A 24,177-nucleotide genomic window follows, 5' to 3' on the forward strand; every position below is an offset into this window, starting at 1 on the left:
ACGAGGGGACAGCCTGGTGGGTACGGCGGAGGCGTTCGAGGTCCGGTTGTCCGTACCGGAGTTGCTCGTGGCGAACTCCTTACGCCAGGGCGACAAGCTCGCGTTCGCCGATGACCGGCGCGGGGTGAGCTGGACCGAACTGGAGCGCAGGACCGCCCGGTTGGCGACGCGTCTGGAGGTTCACCGGGGCGGCAGGGTGGCCTTCTGTCTGGACGCCTGCGTGGAGCTGGTCGAGGGGCTCCTCGCCACGGTGCGGGCCGCCGCGGTCGGCGTGCCGCTGAGTTCGCGCGGCACCGATGCCGAACTCGCCGAGCTGCTGACCGACTGCGATCCGGCCGTGCTGGTCACCGACCGGCGGAACCTGGCGCGCGTCGCCCGGCTGACGGCGGGCCGTTCGCTCCGGCTGGTCGTGACCGGCGAGGGCCCGCTGCCGGACGACGTCACACGCTTCGAGGCCCTCGCCGCCGAACCACCGCAGCCCGCGCCGACCTCGCCGCCCTCACCCCCCGACGACCTCGGCCTGGACGAACCCGCCTGGCTGCTCTACACGTCCGGCACCTCCGGCACCTCCAGGGCCGCGGTGTCCAGCCAGCGCTCCGCGCTCTGGTCCTCGGTCGCCTGTTACCGCCCGCGGCTCGGGCTGTCGGAGGCGGACCGTGTGCTGTGGCCGCTGCCGCTCTCGCACACCTACGCCCACTCGCTCTGCGTCCTGGGCACCACCGTGGCGGGGGCGAGCGCACGGATCACCGCGACGCCCGACCCGGCCGCGCTGGCACGCCTCGTCGGCGAGTTCGCGCCGACGGTCCTGGCCGGTGTGCCCCTGACCTACCGGCAGTTGCTCGACGCCGGTCTGGGCGCGGTGCCCTCGCTGCGGTTCTGCGTCACCGCCGGCGCGCCCAGCGAGCCGGCCCTGCGGGAACAGGTCGAGACACGGTTCGGCGCCCCGCTCCTCGACGGCTACGGCAGCACCGAGACCTGCGGCAAGATCGCCATGGAGTCGCCCACCGGGCCGAGGACGCGGGGCGGCAGCGGGCGGCCACTGCCCGGCATGGAGGTCCGCATCGTCGACCCGGAGACCGGACGGGACGTCCCCGTCCTCACCCCCGACGCAGACGCAGACGCAGACGCGGACGCGGACGCGGACCCGGATGCCGAGGGCGAGATCTGGGTACGCGGCCCCGGCCTCATGCTCGGCTACCACAATCGGCCCGAGGACACCGCCGACGCCGTGCGCGACGGCTGGTACCGCACGGGTGACCTGGGCCGACTCGGCGGGGACGGCTGTCTGACCGTCACCGGCCGGGTGAACGACCGGATCGTACGCGGCGGTGAGAACGTCGACCCGGCCGAGGTCGAGCAGGTGCTGCGCGGCCTGCCCGGGGTGCGGGACGCGGCCGTGGTGGCGCGAGCCCATCCGCTGCTCGGCGAGGTCCCGGTGGCGTTCGTGGTGCCCGCACGGCCGACACTCGACCCGGCCGGCCTGCTGCGGGCCTGTGCTTCGGTGCTCTCCGCGCACAAGGTGCCCGACGAGATCCTGTTCACCCCGGCCGTTCCGCGCACCACCGGGGGCAAGCCGCGTCGCGCCCTGCTGCGCGAGGCCCTCGCCGGGCGCCCGGTCGGGCCGACGCTCGCCCGGCCGGCCGGCCTGACGCCGGGCGAGCGGCGGGCCGCGCTGACCGACCTGGTGTGTACGGAGACCTCGGCGATCCGTGGGACGGCCGCCGATCCCGGCACCGCGTTCGCCGACCTCGGCCTGACCTCGATGGACGCGATGACCCTGTGGCACCGGCTCAGCCTGCGCACCGGTCTGCGGCTGCCGGCGACGCTGGTCTGGGACCATCCGACCCCGGCGGCGGTCGCCGCCCACCTGGACACCCGGCTGCACGGCACACCCGCGCCCACGTCCACGCCCGTACCCGTGCCCACGCCCGCGACGACTGCGCCGCCGCGCGGTCCGGAGGCCGAGCCGGTGGCGATCGTGGCCGTCGGCTGCCGTTACCCGGGCGGGGTGAGTTCGCCCGAGGATCTCTGGCGGGTGGCGGCCGGCGGAGTGGACGCCACCGGCGACTTCCCCACCGACCGGGGCTGGGACCTCGCCGCCCTCCACGACCCCGACCCCGACCGCCTCGGGACGACGTACACGCGGCGTGGCGGTTTCCTCGACGGCGTGGCGGACTTCGACCCGCTGTTCTTCGGCATGTCGCCCCGCGAGGCCCTGGCCACCGATCCCCAGCAGCGTCTGCTGCTGGAGGTCGCCTGGGAGACGCTGGAGCGCGCGGGCGTTCCCGCGCCGACCCTGCGCGGCAGCAGCACCGGGGTGTTCGTCGGGCTGATGCACTTCGGCTACGGCAGCGGAGTCTCGCCGCACGAGCTGGAGGCGCAGATCGGCATCGGATCGGCGGGCAGTGTGGCGTCCGGCCGCGTCGCCTACGTTCTCGGGCTGCGCGGCCCGGTGATGACGCTGGACACGGCCAGTTCGTCGTCGCTGGTCGCGATGGATCTGGCCGCCAAGTCGCTGCGGGCCGGGGAGTGCACGCTCGCGCTGGCGGGCGGGGTGACGGTGCTGTCGAGCCCGCAGCCGTTCATCGCGTTCAGCCGTCAGCGCGCGCTGTCGCCGGACGGCCGGTGCCGGTCGTTCGCCGCGGGCGCGGACGGCACCGCCTGGGCCGAGGGCGTCGGTCTCGTCCTGCTGGAGAAGCTGTCGGACGCGCGGCGAGGCGGCCATCCGGTGCTGGCCGTGCTGCGCGGGTCCGCGGTGAACTCGGACGGCGCGTCGAACGGCCTGACCGCCCCCAACGGCGAGGCGCAGCAGGACCTGATCCGGCTGGCGCTGGCCGACGCGGGACTGCGGTCCGCCGACGTCGACGCGGTGGAGGGCCACGGCACGGGCACCGCGCTCGGCGACCCGATCGAGGCCGGCGCCCTGCTGGCCACCTACGGGCAGCACCGCGACCCGGCCGACCCGGTGTGGCTGGGCTCGGTCAAGTCGAACCTCGGGCACACCCAGGCCGCGGCGGGGGTGGCGGGCGTGATCAAGATGATCGAGGCGATGCGCCACGACGAGCTGCCCGCCTCGCTGTACGCGGAGCGGCCGTCGCCGCACGTCGACTGGGACGCCGGCGCGGTACGGCTGCTCGACCGGGCGCGGCCCTGGCCACGCCGTGACCGCCCGCGCCGCGCGGCGATCTCGTCGTTCGGCATCGGCGGGACGAACGCCCACGTGATCATCGAGGAGCCGCAGCCGCCCCGGGCCGACGCGGATTCCGGCAGCAGGTCAAGGGGCCTGCCCGTCACCCCCTGGCTGGTCGGCGGCGGCGACGAGGCCGGGCTGCGCGCCCACGCCGGGAGGCTGGCGGCCGCGCTGGCCGACGTGAGCGGCGGATCCGCCGCGCTGGACGCCGGGTACTCGCTGGCGACGACCCGGGCACCGCTGTCCCGCCGGGCGGCCGTGCTGGCCGGCGACGCCGAGGGCCTGCTCGCCGGGCTGCGCGACCTGGCCGACGGTGTGGACGGTCCGGCGGTGCTGCGCGGCACCACGCGCACGCGTCCCAAGGTGGCGTTGCTCTGCCCGGGCCAGGGCGCCCAACGGCCCGGAATGGGCCGTGAACTGCGCGCGGCCTTCCCCGTGTTCGACACGGCGTTCACCGCGCTGTGCGAGGAGTTCACACCGTGGCTCGACGGCCCCCTGCTGGAGGTGATCGACGCCCCCGACGACGGCCTGCTGAACCGTACCGACTACGCGCAGCCCGCGCTGTTCGCCTTCGAGGTCGCCCTGCACACGCTCCTCGCCGAGTGGGGAGTGCGCCCGGACCGTCTGGTCGGTCACTCGATCGGCGAGCTGGCCGCCGCCCACATCGCCGGTGTGTTCTCCCGTGCCGACGCGGTACGACTGGTCGCCGCCCGTGGCCGGTTGATGGCGGCCCTGCCCGACGGCGGCGCGATGGTCGCCGTCCGCGCGCCGCTGGCCGAGGTGAAGCGGCAGTTGGACGCGGTGCCCGGCCGGGTGGCGGTCGCGGCGGTCAACGGTCCCGCGTCGGTCGTGCTCTCCGGTGAAGAGGACGCGGTGACGGCGCTGGTGGCCCGTATCGGACGGCCGTCCCACCGCCTGCGGGTGAGCCATGCCTTCCACTCGCCGCTGCTGGGCCCGATGCTCGCCGAGTACCGTGCGGTCGCCGAGTCGGTGACGTACCACCGGCCGTCCGTGCCCGTGGTGTCCACGCTGACCGGTCGTCCCGAGCCGGACGCCCTCGCCACCGCCGGCTACTGGGTACGGCAGGCGCGCGAGACGGTCCGTTTCGCCGACGCGGTCGGGTATCTGGCCGAGGACGGCGTCACGGCGTTCGTCGACGCCGGTCCTGCGGCCTCGCTCGGCACGGCCGCCGAGGAGTGCGTCGGGCCGGACGCGGATGCGGTGTTCACGTCCTGCGCCGACCCGCGTACGGCACTGGAGGCGCTGGCCGCGCTGCATGTGCACGGGGTGCCGGTGGACTGGCGGTCGGTGTACGCGGGCAGCGGCGCCCGGCGGCGCGCACTGCCCACGTATCCCTTCCAGCGACAGCGGTACTGGCTGAACGCCGTCCGGCACCGCCCTCCGGCCGGTCACCCCCTGATGGGGCAGCCGCAGCCGGATGCCGACGGGCCCGGCATCCGGCACAGCGCCGTGCTGTCCACGGCACGCCACCCCTGGCTCGCCGACCACGCGATCGGCGACCGGGTGGTGGTGCCCGCGACGCTCTTCGCCGAGCTGGCCTGCCGGGCCACCGGCGCCCCCGGCGCGGTCCGACTGGCCGAACTGGCCTTCCACGAGCCGCTCGTACTGCCGCCGAACGATCAGATGCAGGTGCAGGTGGTGGCCGGGGCGGCGGACGAGACGGGAGGCCGGCCGGTGACCGTCTGGGCCCGCCCGGCCGACGCCCCGGGACCGTGGCGGCGGCACGCCACGGCGACAACCGCCCCGGCCGAAGCACCGCCCGCCGATCCGCCCGGCGCGTGGCCGCCCCCGCGTGCCGAGCGGATCCCGGTCGACTATCCGCGCCTCGCGGCGTACGGCCACCGCTACGGGCCCGCCTTCCGAGGGGTGACCGCACTCTGGCGCCGGGACGGCGAACTCTTCGCCGAACTGGCGCTGCCGCCCGGGGAAGCGGCGACCGCGGCCTCGTACACCCTGCACCCCGCCCTGTTCGACGCGGCACTGCACGCCGCGCTGCTCGCCGAGACACCGGGCGAGGAAACGGGCGAGGCGCAGGACGACGAACGACCGCGTCAGCCACAGGCCCCCCTCGCCTGCACCGGTCTGACGGTGTACGCGCCCGGTGCCTCCGCCGCGCGGGCCGTCGTACGGCGGCTCGGCCCGGACGAGTTCCGGGTCACCCTCACCGACCGGGCCGGCCTGCCGCTCGCCGCCGTCGACTCCGTGGTCACCCGTGCGATCCCGACGCGGCCCACGGCCGCCGCCGAGACGTACCGCCTCACCTGGCGGCCCGCCACGCCGGTCGACGACGCGAGCCCGGAGCACGAGGTGCTCGACGTGGCCCGACTCGCCGCCACCGCCCTGCCCGAGGACGCCGCCCTGCCCGACCGTGTGCGCGGGCTCCTCACGGCCGTGCTGGAGCGGGTGCGCGACTGGACCTCCGATGTACGGCCGGGCCGACTGGCGGTGCTCACCGGCAACGCCGCGGGCGACGACCCGGACCTCGCCGAGGCGGCGGTCGCCGGATTCGTACGCAGCGCCCAGTCCGAGCACCCCGGCCGGATCGTGCTGGTCGACCGGCGTGGTGGTGGTCCGGCGACACCGGCACACCTGGACGCGGCGCTGCGGTGCGGCGAACCACAGGTCGCCCTGGGCCGTGACGGTGTCGTCCTGGTACCCCGGCTGGTCCAGGTGGATCCGCCGTCCACCGCTGAGCCACCCGCCCTGGACCCAGACGGGACGGTGATCGTCACCGGCGGCACCGGCGCGCTCGGAGCGAGCCTGGCCCGGTACCTGGTCGCCGAACGCGGCGTCCGGCACCTGCTGTTGACCGGTCGCGGCGGCCGGGTTCCGGACTGGGCGGGCGACCTGCCGGCCAAGGTGCGCGCGGTGGCGTGCGACGTGAGCGACCGCGCGGCCGTCGACGCCCTGATCGCGTCCTGCCGGCCGGCGCCGACCGCGGTCTTCCATCTCGCCGGGGTGGTGGACGACGGCGTGGTGGACACCATGACCGCCGAGCGGCTCGCGTCCGTGCTCGCGCCGAAGGCGGACGGTGCCTGGCACCTGCACGAGGCGACGAGGCACCTCGGCCTGTCCGCGTTCGTGCTGTACTCCTCGGCCGCCGGCGTGCTCGGCCGGCCGGGCCAGTCGAACTACGCGGCCGCCAACGGGTTCCTCGACGCGCTGGCCCGGCACCGGGTGGCTAGCGGTCTGCCCGCGCAGGCGCTGGCCTGGGGGCCGTGGTCCACGGAGGGCGACGAAGGGATGGCGGGCCGCGTCGCGCCCGACCGCCGCGCCGAGGACGGCGTCCTGCCCGTCACCGAGCACGAGGGCATCGGTCTCCTCGACGCGGCGCTGCGGATTCCGGAACCGGTGCTGGTGCCGATCCCGCTGGACCTCGCGGCCGCGGGCGGCCCGGCCGCGCCCTCGGTCCTCGCGGACCTGTTGCAGAGGCGGTCGCAAGTCCGCGCCGAGCAAGCCGAGCGACCCGCCACCGTCACGGCTGTCGCGGGGGTCGCGCCCGTCGGGCAGGCGCCCGGTGCCTGGCGTGAGCGGCTCACCGCCGTCTCCGCGCGTGAACGCCCGTCCGTACTGGCGGAGTTGATTCGCGTCGAGATCGCCGCGGTCCTGGGCTTCCCGGACCCGGCCGCACTCCCCGCCGAGCGGTCCTTCACCGAGCTCGGGTTCGACTCCCTGACGGCCGTACAACTCCGCAACCGGCTCAGCGCGTTCACGCGCGTGCGACTGGCGCCGGCCGTCGTGCTGGAGCACCCCACGCTGGCCGACCTGGCCGCGCACGTCCTCGCCGCCCTGGTCGACGCGGGCACGCTACCGCAGGGCGACACCGAAGCGGAGACGGAGAAGGAGGCAGAGACGGAGCCTGCCGACGCCGAGGCGGGGTCGTCGTACCGGTTCAGTGTCCTCTACCACCAAGTGCTGCGTGGGCAGGGGCCGTTGGAGGCGATGGGGCTGCGCTACCTCGCGTCCTACGCCCTGCCGGCCTTCGGCGACGGCGAACGCACCCGGTATGCCGTTCCGCCGGTCCGGCTCACCCGCGCCGACGCCACCGGCACACCGCTGGTGTTCATCCCGGACTACCTCTCGCCGTACTTCCGCGTCCCCTCCGCTCTGGCCGAGCGGTTCGACGGCGAACGTGACCTGTTCCTGCTGGAGCATCCCGGGTTCGGCGCGCGCCGGGCCGTCCCGGGCAGCGTCGCCGCGCTGGTGCGCGCGCACGCCGACACCGTGCGCTCGCTGCCCGTCGACGCGGCCCCCGTCCTCGTCGGCTACTGCGCGGGCGGCGCGGTCGCACACGCCGTGGCCCGCCATCTCGCGCGGACGGGACAACCGCCGGCCGGTGTGATCCTGCTCGACTCGCATGCCGGGCTGCTGCGTCGCGGCGATCCGCGCGGGCTGGCCCTGATGGCCGCCGGGACCGACCTGCCGGACGACGTCGTCGACGAGCTGGACGACTCGTTGCTGATCGTCGGGGGCGGCTACGCGCGCGTGCTGGAGGACTGGCGGCCCGAGCCGTCACCGGTCCCGACCCTGCTGTTGCGCGGCCGGCCCACCCCGCACATGCGGCGGATCGCCCCCGACCAGGACTGGCAGCCTGACTGGCCGCTGCCGCACGACAGCGCCGACCTCCCCGGCGACCACTACTCCATGCTCCACCGCGACGCCGACAGCACGGCCGCGGCCATGCGCGCCTGGCTGGCCAAGTGACCACGCCTGAGAAGAACAGGAGACCCCGGATGGCCTCGGACCCCTCGGCCCCCTCGTCCCTTTCGGACGCCTCGGACTACGACCTCGTCGTCGTGGGCGGCGGGCCGGCCGGCTCGACCGCCGCGACGGCCGTGGCCCTGCGCGGGCACCGGGTGCTCCTGCTGGAGCGGGAGACCTTCCCCAGGTACCAGATCGGCGAGTCGCTGCTGCCCGCCACCGTCCACGGCCTGTGCCGCCTCCTCGGAGTCGCCGACGAGGTCGCCCGGGCGGGCTTCACCCTCAAACGCGGCGGGACACTGCGCTGGGGCCGCGACCCGGAGCCCTGGCAGTTCTCCTTCTCCATGACACCCCGGCTGCCCGAGCCGACCGCGACCGCCTTCCAGGTGGAGCGCTCCCGGTTCGACGAGATCCTGCTGCGCAACGCCGAACGTGTCGGCGTCGAGGTCCGTGAGGGCAGCTCGGTACGCCGAGTGCTGGCCGACGAGGGCGAGCGGGTGCGCGGTGTCGAGTACACCGACCCGGACGGCAACGCCCGTACGGCGCACGCCCGGTTCGTCATCGACGCGTCCGGCAACACCAGCCGGATCCACGGCCGGGTCGGCGGGGCGCGCGTGTACTCCGACTTCTTCCGCAACCTCGCCGTCTTCGGCTACTACGCGGGCGGCCGGCGGCTCCCCGAGCCGAACAGCGGCAACATCTTCTGCGCCGCGTTCGACGCCGGCTGGCTCTGGTACATCCCGCTGCGCGACGATCTGACCAGCGTGGGCGCGGTGATCTCGCCCGAGCACTTCGCGGCCGTCCAGCACGACCCGCGCGCCGCCTGGCAGGACATGATCAAAGCGTGCCCGGAGGTCGACCGGCTGCTGACGGACGTACCGGTCGCGACCGAGTCGCCGTACGACCAGGTCCGCGTCCGCAAGGACTACTCGTACTGGAAGAAGTCGCTGTGGACGCCGGGCATGGCGCTGGTCGGCGACGCCGCGTGCTTCGTGGACCCGGTGCTCTCCTCGGGCGTCCATCTGGCCACGTACGGCGCCCTGTTGGCCGCCCGCGCGGTGAACTCCGCCCTGGACGGCAGTGTCCCCGAGGAGCGCGGCTTCGCCGAGTTCGAGGCACGCTACCGCCGCGAGTACGGCGTGTTCTACGAGTTCCTCATCGCGTTCTACGACATGGAGCGCAACGACCGGTCGTATTTCTGGTCGGCGAAGAAGGTCACCCGGGTGGACCTCGACGAGGCCGCCGCCTTCGCCGAGCTGGCCGGTGGAGTGGCGTCCGGCGACGCGGCGGTGGTCGCGTCCGGCGGGCTCGGCGCCCACTGGAGTTCCGCCGCGGCCGAACTGGACGGCGCGGTGGGCCGGTTGGCGACCGGCGAGGACCGCGTGAACCCGCTGCTGTCCGCGCGGATCGTCGCCGAGACCTTCCGCACCGGCAACGACCTCCGGGACCAGGCCCTGTACGGCGGCCCGCTCGACGACTCGGCCCCGTCCACGCCCGACGACGCCCTGACGGTCACGGCGGACGGCCTGTCCTGGGCGACGCCGTGAAGTCGGCGTCCCGGCGGCCGAGTTGTCCGGTGCGGCCGTCGGGACACGTGCGGTGGCGGGTGAACGCGGCGAAGCCGTAGGGGTGTTCGGTGGCCGGCGCCCTGGAGTCGGCTTCGCCGGCGGGCGGGTCACCCGTGGCGGACGCCTGCGTCCCGCATGACCCGCTCGGCGGCGCGGGGCCAGTTGCCGTCGCTGACGACGACCGTGCCGGTCACCGTGTTGCCGCGCTCTCCGGCGCGGAGGCTGATGGAGTCGTTGCTCGTCCAGTTGTCGGTCACCGTGAGCGCACCCGTGTTGTTGGTGGCGTTGGAGTTCTCGTGGTCCCAGTCACCGGTGTTGCTGAAGACGTTGTTGCTGTCGGTGTAGTCGCGTGATCCTTCGTCGTGGTAGATGCCGTAGTGGCCGTTGTTGTCGGCGCAGTAGTTCCGGTCGATACTGGTGCCCGGCGCGGCGGAGAGCGAGTAGATGCAGGCGCCGTCGTCCATCGTCCGCATCACGTCGTGCAGGTGGTTGCCCGTGACCTTGAGGTTCTTCAGGGTGGTGGGGGTGGTGTAGCGGGGCTGGAAGTCGTACAGCCCGCGGTTGACGTAGTCCTGGCTGCCGCCGGGGTCGTTGGTGCCCCAGCCGTAGCCGATCGCGATGCCGGTGTAGGGCATGTCGTAAATCTCGTTGTGGGAGACGGTGGCGTCGGTGGCGTAGGTGACCAGTGCGGCCGTCATGTCGCGGTAGTCCAGCGCGAGATCGTGCATCACGTTGTCGCTGACGGTGATGCGCCGGTTGGTCATGCGGCTGTCGCTCGGGTGGTGGGCGTCGGCCTGGACACCGCCGACCACGACACCGCCGCCCGCGCCCTGGGCGAAGACGTTGCCGGTCACGCTGACGGTGTCGGCGCCGAGTCCGACCCCTGTGGCGTGCGCGTTGGCGTCGTTGCCGATACCGAGGGCGACCTGGCCGAGCTGGGTGAACCGGTTGCCGGTGAAGCTGATGTGCGAGGCGGCCGACACCTGGACGGCGGCCGGCATCTGGTGCCAGTGGGGACGGGTCGCCTCGAACAGCCGGCAGCCGTACTGGCAGGAGTCCAGCGCGTCCGCCGGACGCGCCCAGTCACCGGCGACGAACGCGCCGGTCTGCTGGTCCGCGTACCCCTGGCCGGTGGACGGCTGCAGCCAGCTCGTGTGCGAGAACTGCAGCCCGGAGAAGGCGAGATGGGTCGCCGGGGCACGGTAGGTGCCGCCGACGGACAGCAGCGACTCCAGCTTCGGCATCTCCACGTCGGCGGAGGACATGTGCTGGCCGGGCAGCGGCTTGTAGTACAGGGTCCCGGTGCGGGTGTTCAGGTACCACTCCCCCGCCGTGTCGAGGAATTCGTACGCGTTCTCGATGTACAGCGGCCCCTTGCGGAAGGGGTTGCCGATGGTGTCGTAGCCGAACGTGTTGTTGTTCCAGGCCGGCTGTTCCATGGTCATGACGCCGTCGCGGATGCCCGCCACCGGCGAGTAGCGGTTGGTGAAGGAGCCGAGGGCGTCGATCTCGGTGCGGCCCGGATCGGCCAGGGTGTTGAGGTACTTCAGCGCACCGCTGGTGAAGGTGTAGCCGTTGGCGTCGGTGGTCAGGTCGGCGCGGTTCAGTTGGGTGCGGGCGCGGGTGGCCTGGACGCCGTCGACGTACAACTGCCGGATGTCGAAGCCGCGGCCGACCTCGGCCTTCCAGATGTTCTTCGCGGCGTCCTGGCGGGTCCAGCCGGTGGCCTTCCGCGCCCCCGATATGACGGGGCGGGCGCCCGGCGCGGCCTTCCAGGTGACGGTGTGTCCGTTGCTGCCGGAGTCAGCCCGGGTGAAGGTCAGCGGCGCGGCCAGCCGGTAGGTGCCGCCTGCGAGTTGGACGACGATATCGGCCCGCATGCGCGCGTTGACGGACCGCACCTTCGCCTTGGCCTGCCCGAGCGAACAGGGGTGGGCCGCCGAGCAGGCGGAACCGTGGCCGCCGGGTGACGCGTGGAGGGTCGTCGTCTGCGTCGCGAAGGCGGGCGTCGCCGCGCCCAGCGCCGTAGCGGTCACCGTGGCGAGAGCCGCGACCGCCGTCAGACAGGCTCTGCTCACCCGGTCCAGCGGTGAGGGGAATGAACGTGTGAACCGCACGTGGCACCTTCCAATGGCCGAAACTAAACGGCGGTTACATTAGTCGTCATATGAATTGCAGCAAGAGCTACTGCACAGTAACTTCACGCGGCCGGACGGGGCCCGGCGAGTTCCGCCCCCGGGCCCCGTCCGGTTGCGCCGGCTATGCCGTGGGCCGTCGCCCGGCCGGTGAGCGGCGGCGCTGCCAGGCGTCCTCGATGTGCGACGTCATGGCCTGCGCGGCCCCCTTGGAGTCCCGGGCGAGCAGCCGGTCCATCAGCTCCCGGTGCTCCACGTTGGCCAGTTCGCAGGCCCGGGTGTCGGGTGCGCCGCTGTACAGCGCGGTGGTGCGGGCCTGGGTGTGGACGCTGCGGACGATGGAGCTCGCGAGCCGGTTGCGCGACGCCTCCATGATCCGGCTGTGGAAGACGAGATCCGTCTCTATGAAGCGATGCGGGGCCGTGGTCTCCGCGTCCAGCCGCACAAGCAGCTCCTCCATGCCCCGGAGATCGTCCTCCGTCGCCAGGACCGCCGCCTGGGCGGCCATCTGGGACTCCAGCGCCGACCGTACGCCGACGAGCTGGTCGAGCACCACGAGCTGGTCGTCGTGCCGGAAGGTGGCCGCCAGCACGACGGGGTCCAGCAGGTTCCAGTCCTCCGGCGGGGTGACCGTGGTCCCGGACCCCTGCCGGGCGCGGACCAGCCCTTTGGCCTCCAGCGCCTTGACCGCCTCACGGACGGTGGTGCGGCTGACCGCGAAGGTCTCGCACAACTCGGGCTCGATGGGCAGCGCCGAGCCGGGCGGGATGTGGCCGGCCACGATCCGGTCGGCGAGCGCCTCCACGACGGCGTACGCCAGCCGGGCGGGCCGCCTGAGCCATGGTTGCAGCGGGGGCGGACCAGCGCCGTTGTCCGTGCCCGTCTCCGTCATGGCGACCGCCCTCCCACTCCCGTTGCCCTCACCCGATGCCCGCGCCCGACGCGGGCCCGCATTCTAACCGCCGATCCCGCCGATCCCTTGACGGGATTCGTATGACGAATTATGTTACCCGGGATTTTCGGCTTCTCCGTGATCGGCTTCTCCGTGATCGGCCTTCTCTGCGAGGTGGGACACCGTGCGCATCACCGATGTGGCGAGCCATCCGATCCGGGTGCCCGCCGCCGACCCGCCGTTCGTCTGGCGGGACGGCCTTCGGGGCAGCCCGCCGGAGGGCGAGGCGGCCGTGCTGCACATCCGCACCGACGACGGGGTCGAGGGGGTGGCGCTGAGCCCGCGGCGCGGCTCCGCCGTCCTGCTGGCGGACCTGCTGGACCGGGTGCTGCGCGAGGAGCTGATCGGCCAGGATCCGCTGCGGCGCGAATGGCTCTGGCACCGGATGTGGGAGCTGGACCGCACCGAGGAACTGCCGCTGTATCTGCTCGGTCTGGTCGACACGGCGTTGTGGGATCTGGCGGGACGGCTCGCCGGCCGGCCCACCTGGGAGGTGCTGGGCGGCTACCGCACCGCCATCCCCGCGTACGCCTCCACCGTCACCTACTCCTGCGTCGCCGAGTACCTGGACATCGCCGACCAGGCGCTGGAGCTCGGCTACCCGGCCGTCAAGCTGCACGCCTGGGGCGACGCGCGACGCGACGCCAAACTGTCCGTGGCACTGCGCGAGCATGTCGGCGACGACGTCCCGCTGATGTTCGACGGCTCCGCGGGCTTCGACCTGCCCGACGCCGTCCATCTCGGCCACGCCCTGTCCGACGCCGGATACCTCTGGTACGAGGAGCCGATGCGCGAGTTCAGCGTCACCGCCTACCGGCGCCTGGCGGACGCGGTGCGGGTGCCCCTGCTGGTCGCCGAAACCTCCGACGGGGCGCACATGAACTCCGCCGACTTCATCCAGGCGGGCGCCGCCACCTTCGGGGTCCGCGCCTCCACCCAACTGCGGGGCGGCTTCACCGGCGCCATGCGCACGGCCCACCTCGCCGACGCGTTCCGGCTGCGCGCCGAGGTGCACGGACCCGAGATCCCCAACCGGCACCTGTGCATGGCCATCTCCAACACCACGTACTACGAGTCCCTGGTGATGGGGAACCCCATCAGCCGGGAGAGCGGCATCGACGCCGACGGCATCGTCCACGCGCCCACCGGCCCCGGCGTCGCACTGCCCGCCGGCCTCGACTACCCGGCCGTCCTGCGGCCTTTCGTCGACGCGGAGACGGCCACCCCGCCCAAGGCATGACCACCGGTCCCGCCTGCCCACGTCCTTCATCCCGCACGATCATCCCGCGTCCAGCGCAAACGAGGTCAGCCATGAACAACGGTGTTCGGTATTCCTCTCGTCCACGTGTCACAGGCGCCGTCGCCGCTCTCGGTGTCATGTGTCTGCTCTCGCTGGCCGGGTGTGCCAGCGCGGATCCCACTCCCGCGGCGAGCGGGCCCGCCGGGAAGTTCTCCCCCGCGCCCCAGAAGACGGGCAGCGAGATCACGGTCTGGGCGGACGCCACCCGCGTACCGGGCGTGGAAGCCTACCAGAAGGCGCACCCGGACGTGAAGCTGAAGATCGTCACGTACAGCGGCGACGCCAACGGGGCCAACGACCTCCAGACCAAGGTGCAGCTCTTCGACCGCACCGGCAGCGGCTGGCCCGACGTCGCCTTCACCGCGAACGTCAACGACGGCACCTGGGCCTCCCAGGGCAGGACGCCCTACGCAGCCCCCGTCAGCCAGGACATCATCCCGAAGACCACCCTCGACGGCTTCGCCGACGGCGCCCTGGACCCGTGCGTCTTCAACGGCAGTACGTACTGCGTGCGCAACGACCTGGCCCAGAACGTCCTCTGGTACGACAAGAAGCTGATGGACTCCTTCGGGTACGCCGTCCCGACCACCTGGGAGGAGTACCAGGCCCTCGGGGAGAAGGTCGCCAAGGAACACCCGGGCTATCTCGTCGGCACCGCCGGTGACTCCTACGCCCCGGAGGTGTACTTCTGGGCGAGCCAGTGCCCCGCGAGCACGGTCTCCGGCGGCAAGAAGGTCACCGTGAACCTCGAAGACCCCAAGTGCACCCGGATGGCCAAGCTGCTGGACGGCCTGATCGCCAAGGGGTCGGTCTCCAAGGACACCGTGTTCAGCGCCGGCTTCGTGAAGAACCAGGCGAGCAAGGTGCTCATGCTGCCGGGCCCGTCCTGGTACGGCCAGGTGCTGTTCAACTCGACCTTCAAGACGCCCAAGGGCCGGATAGCGGCGGCCGCTCCCCTGAAGTTCGCCGGTGACACCAAGAACTACACCGGCAACGTCGGCGGCGGCCTGTGGTTCGTCTCCTCGCACAGCAAGAACCTCGAGGCGGCCTCCGACCTGGTGACCTGGATGACCACCTCCAACGACTACCAGGCCACCGCCGGCACCTACCCCGCCTACAAGACGGCCGCCACCGCCTGGCTCGCCAACCAGGCCACGACCGGCTACTTCGCCGGTGACATCGGCCCCGTCTTCCAGCAGGCCGCCGAGCTGGTGTGGCCGGGCTGGTCCGCGACCCAGTACAGCCAGGAAGCCATCTACGCCTCCACCGTCGTCCCCGCCCTCAACTCGGGGAAGTCGCTCACCGACACGCTCGGTACCTGGCAGACCGCCATCTCCGACAAGGCCAAGTCCCTCGGCTACACCGTCGGGCAGTGAGGTGACCCCATGACCGCCACCTCCGCCGCCTCCACCACCTCTCCCCTCCCCGCCGACCGGCCGAAGCGCGGCGACCGCAGCGCCCGCAACCCTCTCGGCCGCGCCGGATACCTCTTCGTCTCCGGTTACGTCGTCCTGCTGCTCGCGTTCGGGGTCCTGCCCACCGGGTACGCGGTCTGGCTGGCCCTGTCCAACTCCCGTGGCCAGTACGTCGGACTGGGCAACTTCACCCGTACCTTCGCCGACTACCGCTTCGGTCCGGCCTTCGCGCACATCGGGCTGTACCTGCTGGTCTGGCTGGTCGCGCTGATGATCTTCGTCGTGCTGCTCGCGTTGATGCTGCACGGCAGGATGCGCCGGACCTCCTCCGCCCTGCGCTTCCTCTTCTATCTGCCCGGGGCGCTCGCCGGGGTGGCGAGCGTGCTGCTGTGGCTCGTCCTCCTCGACCCGGCCTCCAGCCCGGTCGGATGGTTCCTCGAAGCCTTCGGCTGGCACACCTTCGCCCAGGTCATCGCCCCCGGCCATCTGCCGGTCCTCTTCACGGTCATCGCCTTCTGGACCGGGGCCGGCGGCTGGATCGTGATCATGTACGGGGCGCTCAACAACATCCCCGACGAGATCCTGGAGGCGGCCCGCATCGACGGTGCGAGCACGCTGCAGATCGCGCTGCGCATCCAGATCCCGATGCTCACCAAGTGGATCGCGTACATGCTGATCCTCGCCTTCGCGGCGGGCACCCAGCTCTTCGTCGAACCCCAACTGGTCTCCACCGCGAGCTGGGGCATGATCCCCGACAGCTGGTCCCCCAACCAGCTCTCCTACCAGTACGCCTTCCAGGCGGGCGACTTCAACGGCGCGGCGGCGCTCTCCGTCGACCTGCTCCTCCTCGGGCTCGGCTGCGCGGCACTCGTCGTCTTCCGGGCCGGGCTGTTCGACCGGGACTGAAAGGCCGCGCCATGACGCTCACCTCCTCCGCCGACCGGTCCCGGCGGCGCACGGCCACAGGGCCGCCCCGCACAGGGTCCGGCCGTCCCACCGCGCCGGGGCGGCGGACCCCTCCGAAGAGCCTGGCCGCCCGCGCCGCGTGGATCATCGTCCTGGGTTTCTTCCTGCTGTTCTTCGTGCTGCCGGTGGTCTGGCTGCTGCTCGCCCCGGCCAAGAGCGACGGCCAGATCCTGCGCGGCGCCCCGTTCTCCCTCGGCTCCCTGGACGGGCTCGCCGACACCTGGCACAACCTGTACGGCTTCCAGGACGGGGTCATCCTCGACTGGCTGAAGAACTCCGCCCTCTACACCTTCGGCGCGCTGGTCATCACCCTCGTCACCGGCATCCCCGCCGGATACGGGCTTGCGCTCACCCGGTTCATCGGCCGCCGGCTGCTGCTGACCATCACGCTGCTGGTGATGCTGATGCCGTCGGCCGCCCTGGTCCTGCCGCTGTACCTGGAGGTCAACGCCGTCCACCTGGACGGCACGATCTGGTCGGTGATCCTGCCCTTCTCGTTCTTCCCGTTCGGGGTCTACCTCACCTACATCTACTTCTCCTCCAACATCCCGGCCGATCTGCTGGCCGCCGCGCGGATCGACGGCTGCTCGGAGTGGCAGGTCTTCCGGCTCGTCGCGATGCCGCTGGCCAAGCCGGTCATCGCACTGGTCGGCTTCTTCAACTTCGTCGGCAACTGGAACAACTTCTTCCTGCCGTTCGTGATGCTGCCCGACAGTTCCCAGTACCCGGCGCAGGTGGGACTGAGCAACCTGCTCACCTCGTCGTCGGTCTTCAACACCTCCGCGGGCGTCGGCAACCAGATCATGCGCCCGGAACTGGCCCTCGCCGCCCTGATCACCGTCGTCCCCGTCCTCGTCGTCTTCCTCTTCTCCCAACGCGCCCTGGTCTCCGGCATGTTGGCGGGCGCGACGAAGGAGTGACGGGTCCGGGGTGCCCGAGGGGCGTCCGTCGGGCACCGGCAGTGACTTGAAGCGTGGGCAAGACCAGGCTGGCGCTGGAGGTGGCCGCGGCGTCCTGCGACCGGTTCGCGGACGGGGCGTGGGTGGTGGACCTGACCGCGGTCCGGGTGCCGTCGGCGGTCGCGGACGCGGTGGCGGTCGCCCTGGGGATGCCGGATCTGGGCACCCGGCCCGTCCTGGACCAGCTCGCGGGATATCTGGCCGGGCGGCACGCGCTGATCGTGCTGGACAACTGCGAGCATCTCGTCGACACCTGCGCCGAGCTGGCCAAGACGCTGCTGTCGGCCGCCGCCGAGCTGCGCGTGGCCGCCGAGGTGTACGGCCCCGAGCCCGCCGTACGCGACACCGAGCCGGTCGCCTGAAGCCGGCGGCAGCCTGGTGCCTGAACGCCGCCGGTCGTCGTCAGTGTTCCGTCGGCCGGTGTTCCGTCGGTCGTCCCCGGTGCGGGCTGCGGGGATCGGCGACGAGGGCGTCGATCTCGGCGAACCAGTGGGCGCGGACGTCCGCGCCGTCGCCGTCGGGGAACCAGGCGTGCTCCAGCGAACGCTTCGCGGCGGCGCCCAGTTGGTCGTTCGACCACTCGAGAGCGTTGGCCATGAGCGCGTAGTCCTGGGCGAGGTCGGTGTGGAACAGCTCCGGGTCGTCGGTGCCGATCACCAGCGGTACGCCGCTGTCGTCGAGGATGCGCCAGGCGTCGACGTACCGGGTCCGGGAGACCAGTCCGCCGAGTGCGTACGCGGTGGGCGTGAACGTCATCGGCGTACGGGCGGCCCGGAGGCGGCGCAGTGCCTCCGGGTCGTCGACACCCATCCAGCCGTGGTCGAGGCGGTCGAGACCGAGGTCGAGCGCGGCCGTGACGTCCTCGATCACGTCGACGTGGCCGGTGAGCCGGTAGCCCTCGCCCCGGGCCCGCTCGTAGGCCGGCGCCAGGGCCTCGAACGGGACGGTCTGGTGGTCGCCGTCGTTGCCGTAGCCGAGGATCGGCACACCCTTGTCGCGCAGTCCGGCGGTCTGCTCGACCATGTCGAGCGCGCCCTGCGGTCCGCCGAAGCGGTGCAGCTCGATGATGATGCCGCCGGTGAGCCCGAGTTCGCCGCCTGCGACCCGGAACGCCTCGCCGACCGCGCGCAGCAGCACGTCGGGTTCCATGCCGATCTCGTCCCGGTGCAGATCCGGGGTGCACAGCAGTTCCAGGTGGCGGACGCCGCGGTCGTAGGCGCCGGCGATCATGCGCAGCACGCCCTCGGTGATGAGCGCCTCGTCGCCCCAGAGCCGGACCGCCTTGTCCAGGTCGTCGAAGAACTTCCCCAGGCTGCGCAGGTCGTAGGCGGCGTCCGCCTCGGCCCGGGACAGGCCGGCACCGGTGCTCTGCCTGTGCAGCCGGGCCAGTTCGGCCGGAGCGAGCGAGCCCACCTGGTGCATGTGCAGCTCCGCCTTGGGCAGCCGCCGGGCCAGCACCACCCGCTCCTCCTCGCGGGCCATCGGCGGGAACTCGTCGGTGGCGTTCGGGTCGCCGGATGAGGGCATGGTCGTACCTCCTGGGCCGAAGCGCGCCGGCCGGCAGCGCAAGGGGACCGGTCCCGTCGGCGGGCATGCGCCGACGGGACCGGTCTCGGCTACAGCGGGTCGCGCCTCAGCCGGCGGCGGCGGTGACCCTGGCCGCCTCACGCGGGGCGTGGGGGTTCTTACGGCCGGCCCGGGAGCCCTTCAGCTTCGCCAGGATGTGGTCCTTGACCGTGATCGGCTCGTAGAACGCCTCCTCCCCCTCGGCGACGAAGGCCGGCAGGGGCGCGACGACGGCGTCCGCGTTCCCGTCGTGGAAGAACGCGGCCGACCTGCGGCGCTTGATGGTTCCGTTCACGACGGGCGGCGTGACCCGGTGCAGCGTGGACATCCACGTGTCGTTCGTCAGCCGGGCCGCCACGTCGCCGAGGTTGACCAGGAACGCGCCGTCGGCGGGCTGGACGTCGTGCCACGCGTTGTCGCTGCCGAGCACCTGAAGGCCTTCGACCTGGTCGGCCCACAGGACGGTCAGCAGACCGAAGTCGGTGTGCTCGCTCATGCCGGTGAGTTCGGCGCCGAGCTCGATCTCACCGGGCGGCAGGGCGTAGTTGTTCATGCGGAGCACGTCGATCGAGTGGTCGGTGAGACCCTCAATGAAGGACCGCTCCACGCCGAGGGCGTCCGCGATGACCTGGGTGAGGGTGCGGGCGACGCGCCGGGCCTCGGCGTAGTAGGCCTCGACCTGCCCCTGGAACGACGACGGCGCGGTGGGCCACACCGAGGCCGGGTAGTCCTCGTCGGACACGTCGGCGTCCGGGTACTCGGCGGCTGAGGTCCCGACGTTGAACGCCTCGAAGAAGTCGTTCATGCGGGTCACCGGGTCGAGGCCGACGCTGTAGCTGAGCGACTCGCTCTTGGGCGGGCTGTAGCCGCGGTTCTCGCCCGACGGGCGGACCCACTGCTTCTTCGACTCCAGGGGAAGCGCGAAGAACCCGTCGATCGCGTCGCCGAGTCCGTCGAGGATCTCGTCCGCGACTCCGTGGCCGACGACCTGGATGAATCCCACGGTGCGGCAGGCGTGGTCGAGTCGGCGCGCGACCTCTGCCCTGTCGGCGTCGGACCCGTCACGCACGTACGGGCTGATGTCGATGGCGGGGACGCTGAACTCGGATGGCATGGAGACCCCTTGGACTGTTGAGGCGGAGCGGCATCCGGCAACTCCGTTGGTACAGGGACAAGACGGCGGGCTCCGTCCGATCACGTGCGGCGATCGGACGGGCGGGCAGGACCCTCGGCCTTCCGGGCGGACGAACGCACTCGGCCGTCCGCCGGCACCGGGAGTCTCGAAGGGTGGATCGGCGCTCGCCGGCCAACAGCCGGTGATCAGGCGGCAGTCGCCGGCCGCGCCCCGCTGTGGGTGAGTTCGGCGAGCAGGGTTCGCTCGTTGTGGGTGAAGAGCTCGGTCTCCATGAACTCCAGGGTGCGCGGACGCGGTTCGGGCTGATCGAGCACCATGCGCACCTGGGCGGGCCGGTTCGACAGAACGTAGACACGGTCCGACAGCATGAGCGCCTCGGGGACGTCATGGGTGATGAGGATGGTCGACTGGCCGAGCTCGGCGCAGATCTGCGAGAGCCAGAGCTGCAGTTCCGTGCGGGTGAGGTAGTCGAGTGCGCCGAAGGGCTCGTCGAGCAGCAGGACCGGCCGTTCCAGGACCATGGTCCGCAGCAGCGCGACGCGTTGCCGCATACCGCCCGACAGCTCGAAGGGGTAGGCGTCGGCGTATCCGTCGAGCCGGAACGTCCCCAGCAGGTCGGAGACCTTCTTGCGGGCGTCGGCCTTCGACATCCCGCCGAGCGTCAGACCGAGTGCCGCGTTGTCCTGAGCGGTCAGCCACGGCAGGAGCAGGTCCTTCTGCGGCATGTACGCCGAGTACGGTCCCCGGGTCACGTCGCCGTGGTAGGTGACGGAACCCTCGTCCGGGCGCAGGAGTCCGGCGAGTATCTGGAACAGCGTGGACTTGCCGCATCCGCTGGGGCCGATGACCGACACGAACTCACCGGGCGCGAGGTCCAGGGAGACGTCGTGGATCACGGGGTTGCGGGTCTTGCGGGGGCCGGGGAAGGTCTTGGTCACGTTCTGGACCGAGAGCAGGGGGCTGGTTGTCATTCGGACCTCATCGCCTTGCGACGGCGCTCCCACGGCATCGCGAGAGTCTCGAGCAGGTAGGTGAAAGCGAACAGCAGGAGGCTCACGACGATGCTGACGATGGCCGCGGCCAGCACCAGATCGGTCCGGAGCATGTTCTTCTGCGTCGCCATGTAGATGCCGAGCCCCTTCACCGCTCCGACCGTCTCGGCGAAGATGGCCGCGAGGACGGCGAAGCTGGCGACGACCCGCAGACCGGTGAAGAAGTAGGGCAGCGAGGAGGGGACCTGAAGGCGCAGGAACACCTTGACGCGGTTGGCTCCCAGCGACTTCATGAGGGTGGCCGCGTCAGGGTCCGCCGAGAGGAATCCCTGGAGGAGGGAGATCGTCATGGGCAGCGCCGTGGTGATCACGATGAGCCCGATCTTCGGGCCCAGTCCGAATCCGAACCAGATGACGAACAGCGGAGCCAGCACGATGATGGGGATGGACTGCGCGACGATCAGCAGGGGAAGCGTCGCGTTGCGCAGCAGGGGCACGAAACTGAGAAGCGTTGCCAGGGCAGCCGCGATGGTGACCGACACCAGCAGTCCGATGGCCGTCACCTGAAGGGTCGGGATCGTGTTCGCCCAAAGTTCCGCACGATCCGCCCAGGCCGACTCCGCGACGCGCGCCGGTGAGGGCAGGACCGTGGGGGCGAAGTTCCCGGCCTCCGTGATGACCTGCCACGCCGCGACCGCCAGGACCACAGCCAGGGTCGGCGTAAGTATTCGGAAGAGGGGCGATTCTCCCCACTCCCGACGAGCGCGCTTCGCCTTGCGCGCAGAAGTGGCGCTCACGGTCGGTGACTGCCGAACAGCTGGACCGTTGCGTCCACTTGCCTGGATCTCCGTCATCGCAGGATGTCCTTACTCAAAGGGGACCATATCAACCGCGCCCCAGCCGTGCATCTCTCCGATGCCGGCGCTGGTGGAGTGGGTGGAGTTGGCTCGTGCTTCATGCCTCGGGACCCGAGACTCCTTGCGTTTTCTTTCGCCAGCGCTGAGTGATGACATAAAACACCACCGTCGGCCATCTTGGCGAGAGTCTTGCGTTTCGAGCTTGTAAGGATTCCGACACGTTCGCCTGCCAGGGTGCGCGGCGACGGTGGGCGCGGGATGGGTGCGGGAGCGATTCAATGCGCGGGCCGACCCTGTTCGGGCGGCGGTGCGGCGACGGACCCGGTACCGATACGAGGAATCAGTGCGATGGGTACGTGACAGAGTACGAATGTACGTGTAATGGTACCCAAATGCGAATGGTACTGGAGACCGACGTCCCGATGAACACCCGGGACGGAGTCGTGCTGCGCGCCGACATCCACCGTCCCGACGACGCCGCCCGACGCCCCGCGCTGCTGGTGAGGACGCCGTACGACAAGTCGTCGCCCTACCAGTCGGTGTACCTCGATCCGCGGGTCGCCGTGAGCCGAGGTTACGTCGTGGTCGTCCAGGACGTGCGCGGCCGCGGTACCTCCGACGGCGAATGGCTGCCCTGGAACCACGAGACCGAGGACGGCTTCGACAGCGTCGACTGGCTCGCCGGGCAGGACTTCTGCGACGGCCGTGTCGTCATGTGCGGCGCCAGCTACGTCGGCAACACCCAGTGGCGGGCAGCCGCCTCCGGGGTTCCCGCACTGCATGCCATCGCGCCGGGCCTGACCTGGTCGGATCCGCTGGACGGCATTCTGCGCCGCGGCGGCGTCCCGGAGCACGGGCTGAACGTGGTCTGGTCGCTCATGACGGGCATGAGCGAGCTGCTGCGCCGCGGCAAGGCCGAGGAGGCGATGGAGGCGGCGCGCCGCTACGACGGACTGGGCCGGGGCGAGTACCTGAGCTATCCGGCGGGGCGCATCCCGTGGCTGGAGGAGCTGGACGTACCCGACATCGGTCTGCGCCGGGCCGACGCCGACCCCAAGACGGTGGCGGAGCTCGACGTCGGCTCCTTCCTCGACGGCATCCGCACTCCCGCCCTGCACGTGGGGGGCTGGTACGACATCTTCTCGCAGGGGACGCTCGACAACTTCACGCGGCAGCGTGAGCTCGGCGTCGCCAGCCATCTGATCATCGGACCGTGGACGCACAGCTCGGACTTCGGCTCGATGGTGGGAGAGGTGAACTTCGGGCTCGCCGCCGGCGGACAGTCCCTGGGCCTCACCTCGTCCCTGGCGGCGGAGCACCTCGACTTCTTCGACGCGGTCCTCGGCGACCGGCCTCTCGACCGGGCGCCGGTCAGGCTGTTCGTCATGGGGCGCGACGAGTGGCGCGACGAGGAGAGCTGGCCGCTTGCCCGGGCCGTGACCACCCGGCTGGAGCTGGGAGCCGCCGAGCGCGCGGTCCTGCGCGACCCGCACGGGGCATCCCCGTCCGAGACGGATCCGGCCCCCTCCCCGGACAGCGCAGCGCCGACGACCGTGGCGCTCGCCTTCGACGCGGCCGACCCGGTGCCGACGGTGGGCGGCGGTCTCGCCATGCACGACAGCTTCCCCTGGGGTGCGTGGAACCAGCGCGACGTCGAGCGTCGGGACGACGTGCTCGTGTTCACCACCGACCCGCTGGACGCGCCCCTGGAGATCACCGGCCGGGTCCGGGCCCACCTCCGGGTACGGCCGGGAGCGGCGGTCTCGGACTGGGTGGTCCGCGTGTGCGACGTCCGCCCCGACGGCAAGTCGATCAACGTGGTCGACGGGGTGTGCCGGGTGGAGTCCGCCGACGGCCTGGCCGACGCGTCGGGCGAGCGGACCGTGACCGTCGACCTGTGGTCGACCAGCATCGAGCTCGCGGCCGGACACCGACTGCGCGTGCACGTGGCGCACAGCAACTTCCCGCGCTGGGGCCTGAGCCAGCAGGACGGCTCGTTCGTCAGCGACGTCCTGCTAGGTGACGGCGACAGCTGGATCGAACTCCCGGTGATCCCGCCGTCGGCGTGACACGCCGACGGTGGACCTGCCGGTCGTCGGACCGGCACACGGCGTGGAGGTGCCCCTCGTGTTCGGCGACCACGACGACAGCGGCAACCCGCTGGCGCCGCCTACCGGCAGTGGCCGGGCTCGGCGGCACTCGGGCGGCGGATGACGGCCGCCTGGAGCGCCTTCGCCCGCACCGGTGACCCGGGCTGGGCCCCGCACACGCCCGGCAGCGCCGACGTCCGGGTGCTCGGCGCCCACGGCCCCGTCGCCGAACCGCCCGCCGCCACCGCCGCGTGCTGGCAGCTCGCCGCGCATCCGCCGACCGTCCCCGGACAGCGGGCACCCGGTGCCGCGCACGGTACGGATCGCTGA

Annotated in this window: 15 protein-coding genes; 9 read left to right on the forward strand and 6 right to left on the reverse strand. The window is 72.0% G+C overall.

The genetic code is table 11. The features are described from left to right. Positions 1–16 precede the first annotated feature (16 nt). Positions 17–7,915 (forward strand): type I polyketide synthase, encoded by a 7,899-nt coding sequence (locus tag OG352_RS02395; RefSeq protein WP_329213792.1) that lies wholly within the window; start codon positions 17–19, stop codon positions 7,913–7,915. A gap of 29 nt (positions 7,916–7,944) precedes the next feature. After that, positions 7,945–9,459 (forward strand): tryptophan 7-halogenase, encoded by a 1,515-nt coding sequence (locus tag OG352_RS02400; protein ID WP_329213794.1) that lies wholly within the window; start codon positions 7,945–7,947, stop codon positions 9,457–9,459. 128 nt (positions 9,460–9,587) lie between these two features. On the opposite strand, the gene OG352_RS02405 is transcribed toward OG352_RS02400, so the two are convergent. Together OG352_RS02405 and OG352_RS02410 are read right to left on the reverse strand one after the other, a co-directional pair. Further along, positions 9,588–11,597, reverse strand: coding sequence for a right-handed parallel beta-helix repeat-containing protein (locus OG352_RS02405; protein ID WP_329213796.1), 2,010 nt, complete (start codon positions 11,595–11,597; stop codon positions 9,588–9,590). Positions 11,598–11,739: 142 nt separating this feature from the next. Beyond that, positions 11,740–12,507, reverse strand: a complete 768-nt coding sequence (locus OG352_RS02410) for a FadR/GntR family transcriptional regulator (RefSeq protein ID WP_329213798.1) — start codon at positions 12,505–12,507, stop codon at positions 11,740–11,742. 184 nt (positions 12,508–12,691) lie between these two features. Between OG352_RS02410 and OG352_RS02415 the strand changes: the two genes are divergently transcribed. From OG352_RS02415 to OG352_RS02435, 5 genes are all read left to right on the forward strand, one after another. Then, positions 12,692–13,807, forward strand: coding sequence for an enolase C-terminal domain-like protein (locus tag OG352_RS02415; RefSeq protein ID WP_329213801.1), 1,116 nt, complete (start codon positions 12,692–12,694; stop codon positions 13,805–13,807). 137 nt (positions 13,808–13,944) lie between these two features. Continuing rightward, entirely contained in the window at positions 13,945–15,243 is a 1,299-nt protein-coding gene (locus OG352_RS02420; protein ID WP_329213803.1) for an ABC transporter substrate-binding protein, read from the forward strand. Between the two features lie 9 nt (positions 15,244–15,252). After that, positions 15,253–16,188, forward strand: coding sequence for a carbohydrate ABC transporter permease (locus OG352_RS02425; RefSeq protein WP_329213805.1), 936 nt, complete (start codon positions 15,253–15,255; stop codon positions 16,186–16,188). A gap of 11 nt (positions 16,189–16,199) precedes the next feature. Next, complete coding sequence (locus tag OG352_RS02430; RefSeq protein ID WP_329213807.1) at positions 16,200–17,168, forward strand: carbohydrate ABC transporter permease; 969 nt, start codon at positions 16,200–16,202, stop codon at positions 17,166–17,168. A 53-nt stretch (positions 17,169–17,221) separates the two neighbouring features. Continuing rightward, entirely contained in the window at positions 17,222–17,569 is a 348-nt protein-coding gene (locus tag OG352_RS02435; RefSeq protein WP_329213809.1) for a hypothetical protein, read from the forward strand. Between the two features lie 40 nt (positions 17,570–17,609). Here OG352_RS02435 and OG352_RS02440 read toward each other — a convergent pair whose 3' ends face one another. The 4 genes from OG352_RS02440 to OG352_RS02455 all read right to left on the reverse strand — a co-directional run bounded on the left by OG352_RS02440 (position 17,610) and on the right by OG352_RS02455 (position 21,754). Further along, complete coding sequence (locus OG352_RS02440) at positions 17,610–18,734, reverse strand: adenosine deaminase family protein (RefSeq protein WP_329213811.1); 1,125 nt, start codon at positions 18,732–18,734, stop codon at positions 17,610–17,612. A 106-nt stretch (positions 18,735–18,840) separates the two neighbouring features. Further along, positions 18,841–19,887: an isopenicillin N synthase family dioxygenase gene (locus OG352_RS02445; protein ID WP_329213813.1), complete on the reverse strand. Its 1,047-nt coding sequence runs from the start codon at positions 19,885–19,887 to the stop codon at positions 18,841–18,843. Positions 19,888–20,093: 206 nt separating this feature from the next. Continuing rightward, positions 20,094–20,879, reverse strand: a complete 786-nt coding sequence (locus tag OG352_RS02450; RefSeq protein ID WP_329213816.1) for an ABC transporter ATP-binding protein — start codon at positions 20,877–20,879, stop codon at positions 20,094–20,096. Next, positions 20,876–21,754, reverse strand: coding sequence for an ABC transporter permease (locus OG352_RS02455; RefSeq protein WP_329213818.1), 879 nt, complete (start codon positions 21,752–21,754; stop codon positions 20,876–20,878). Before OG352_RS02455 ends, OG352_RS02450 begins: the two co-directional genes overlap by 4 nt. 395 nt (positions 21,755–22,149) lie before the next feature. Between OG352_RS02455 and OG352_RS02460 the strand changes: the two genes are divergently transcribed. Together OG352_RS02460 and OG352_RS02465 are read left to right on the forward strand one after the other, a co-directional pair. Beyond that, positions 22,150–23,826, forward strand: a complete 1,677-nt coding sequence (locus OG352_RS02460; protein ID WP_329213820.1) for a CocE/NonD family hydrolase — start codon at positions 22,150–22,152, stop codon at positions 23,824–23,826. A 141-nt stretch (positions 23,827–23,967) separates the two neighbouring features. Next, the gene (locus OG352_RS02465; protein WP_329213822.1) at positions 23,968–24,177 is read left to right on the forward strand and encodes a hypothetical protein; all 210 of its coding nucleotides are present in this window, start codon (positions 23,968–23,970) and stop codon (positions 24,175–24,177) included.

Origin of the sequence: Streptomyces sp. NBC_01485 (assembly GCF_036227125.1) — a bacterium.
In the GTDB taxonomy this organism is placed as follows: domain Bacteria; phylum Actinomycetota; class Actinomycetes; order Streptomycetales; family Streptomycetaceae; genus Streptomyces.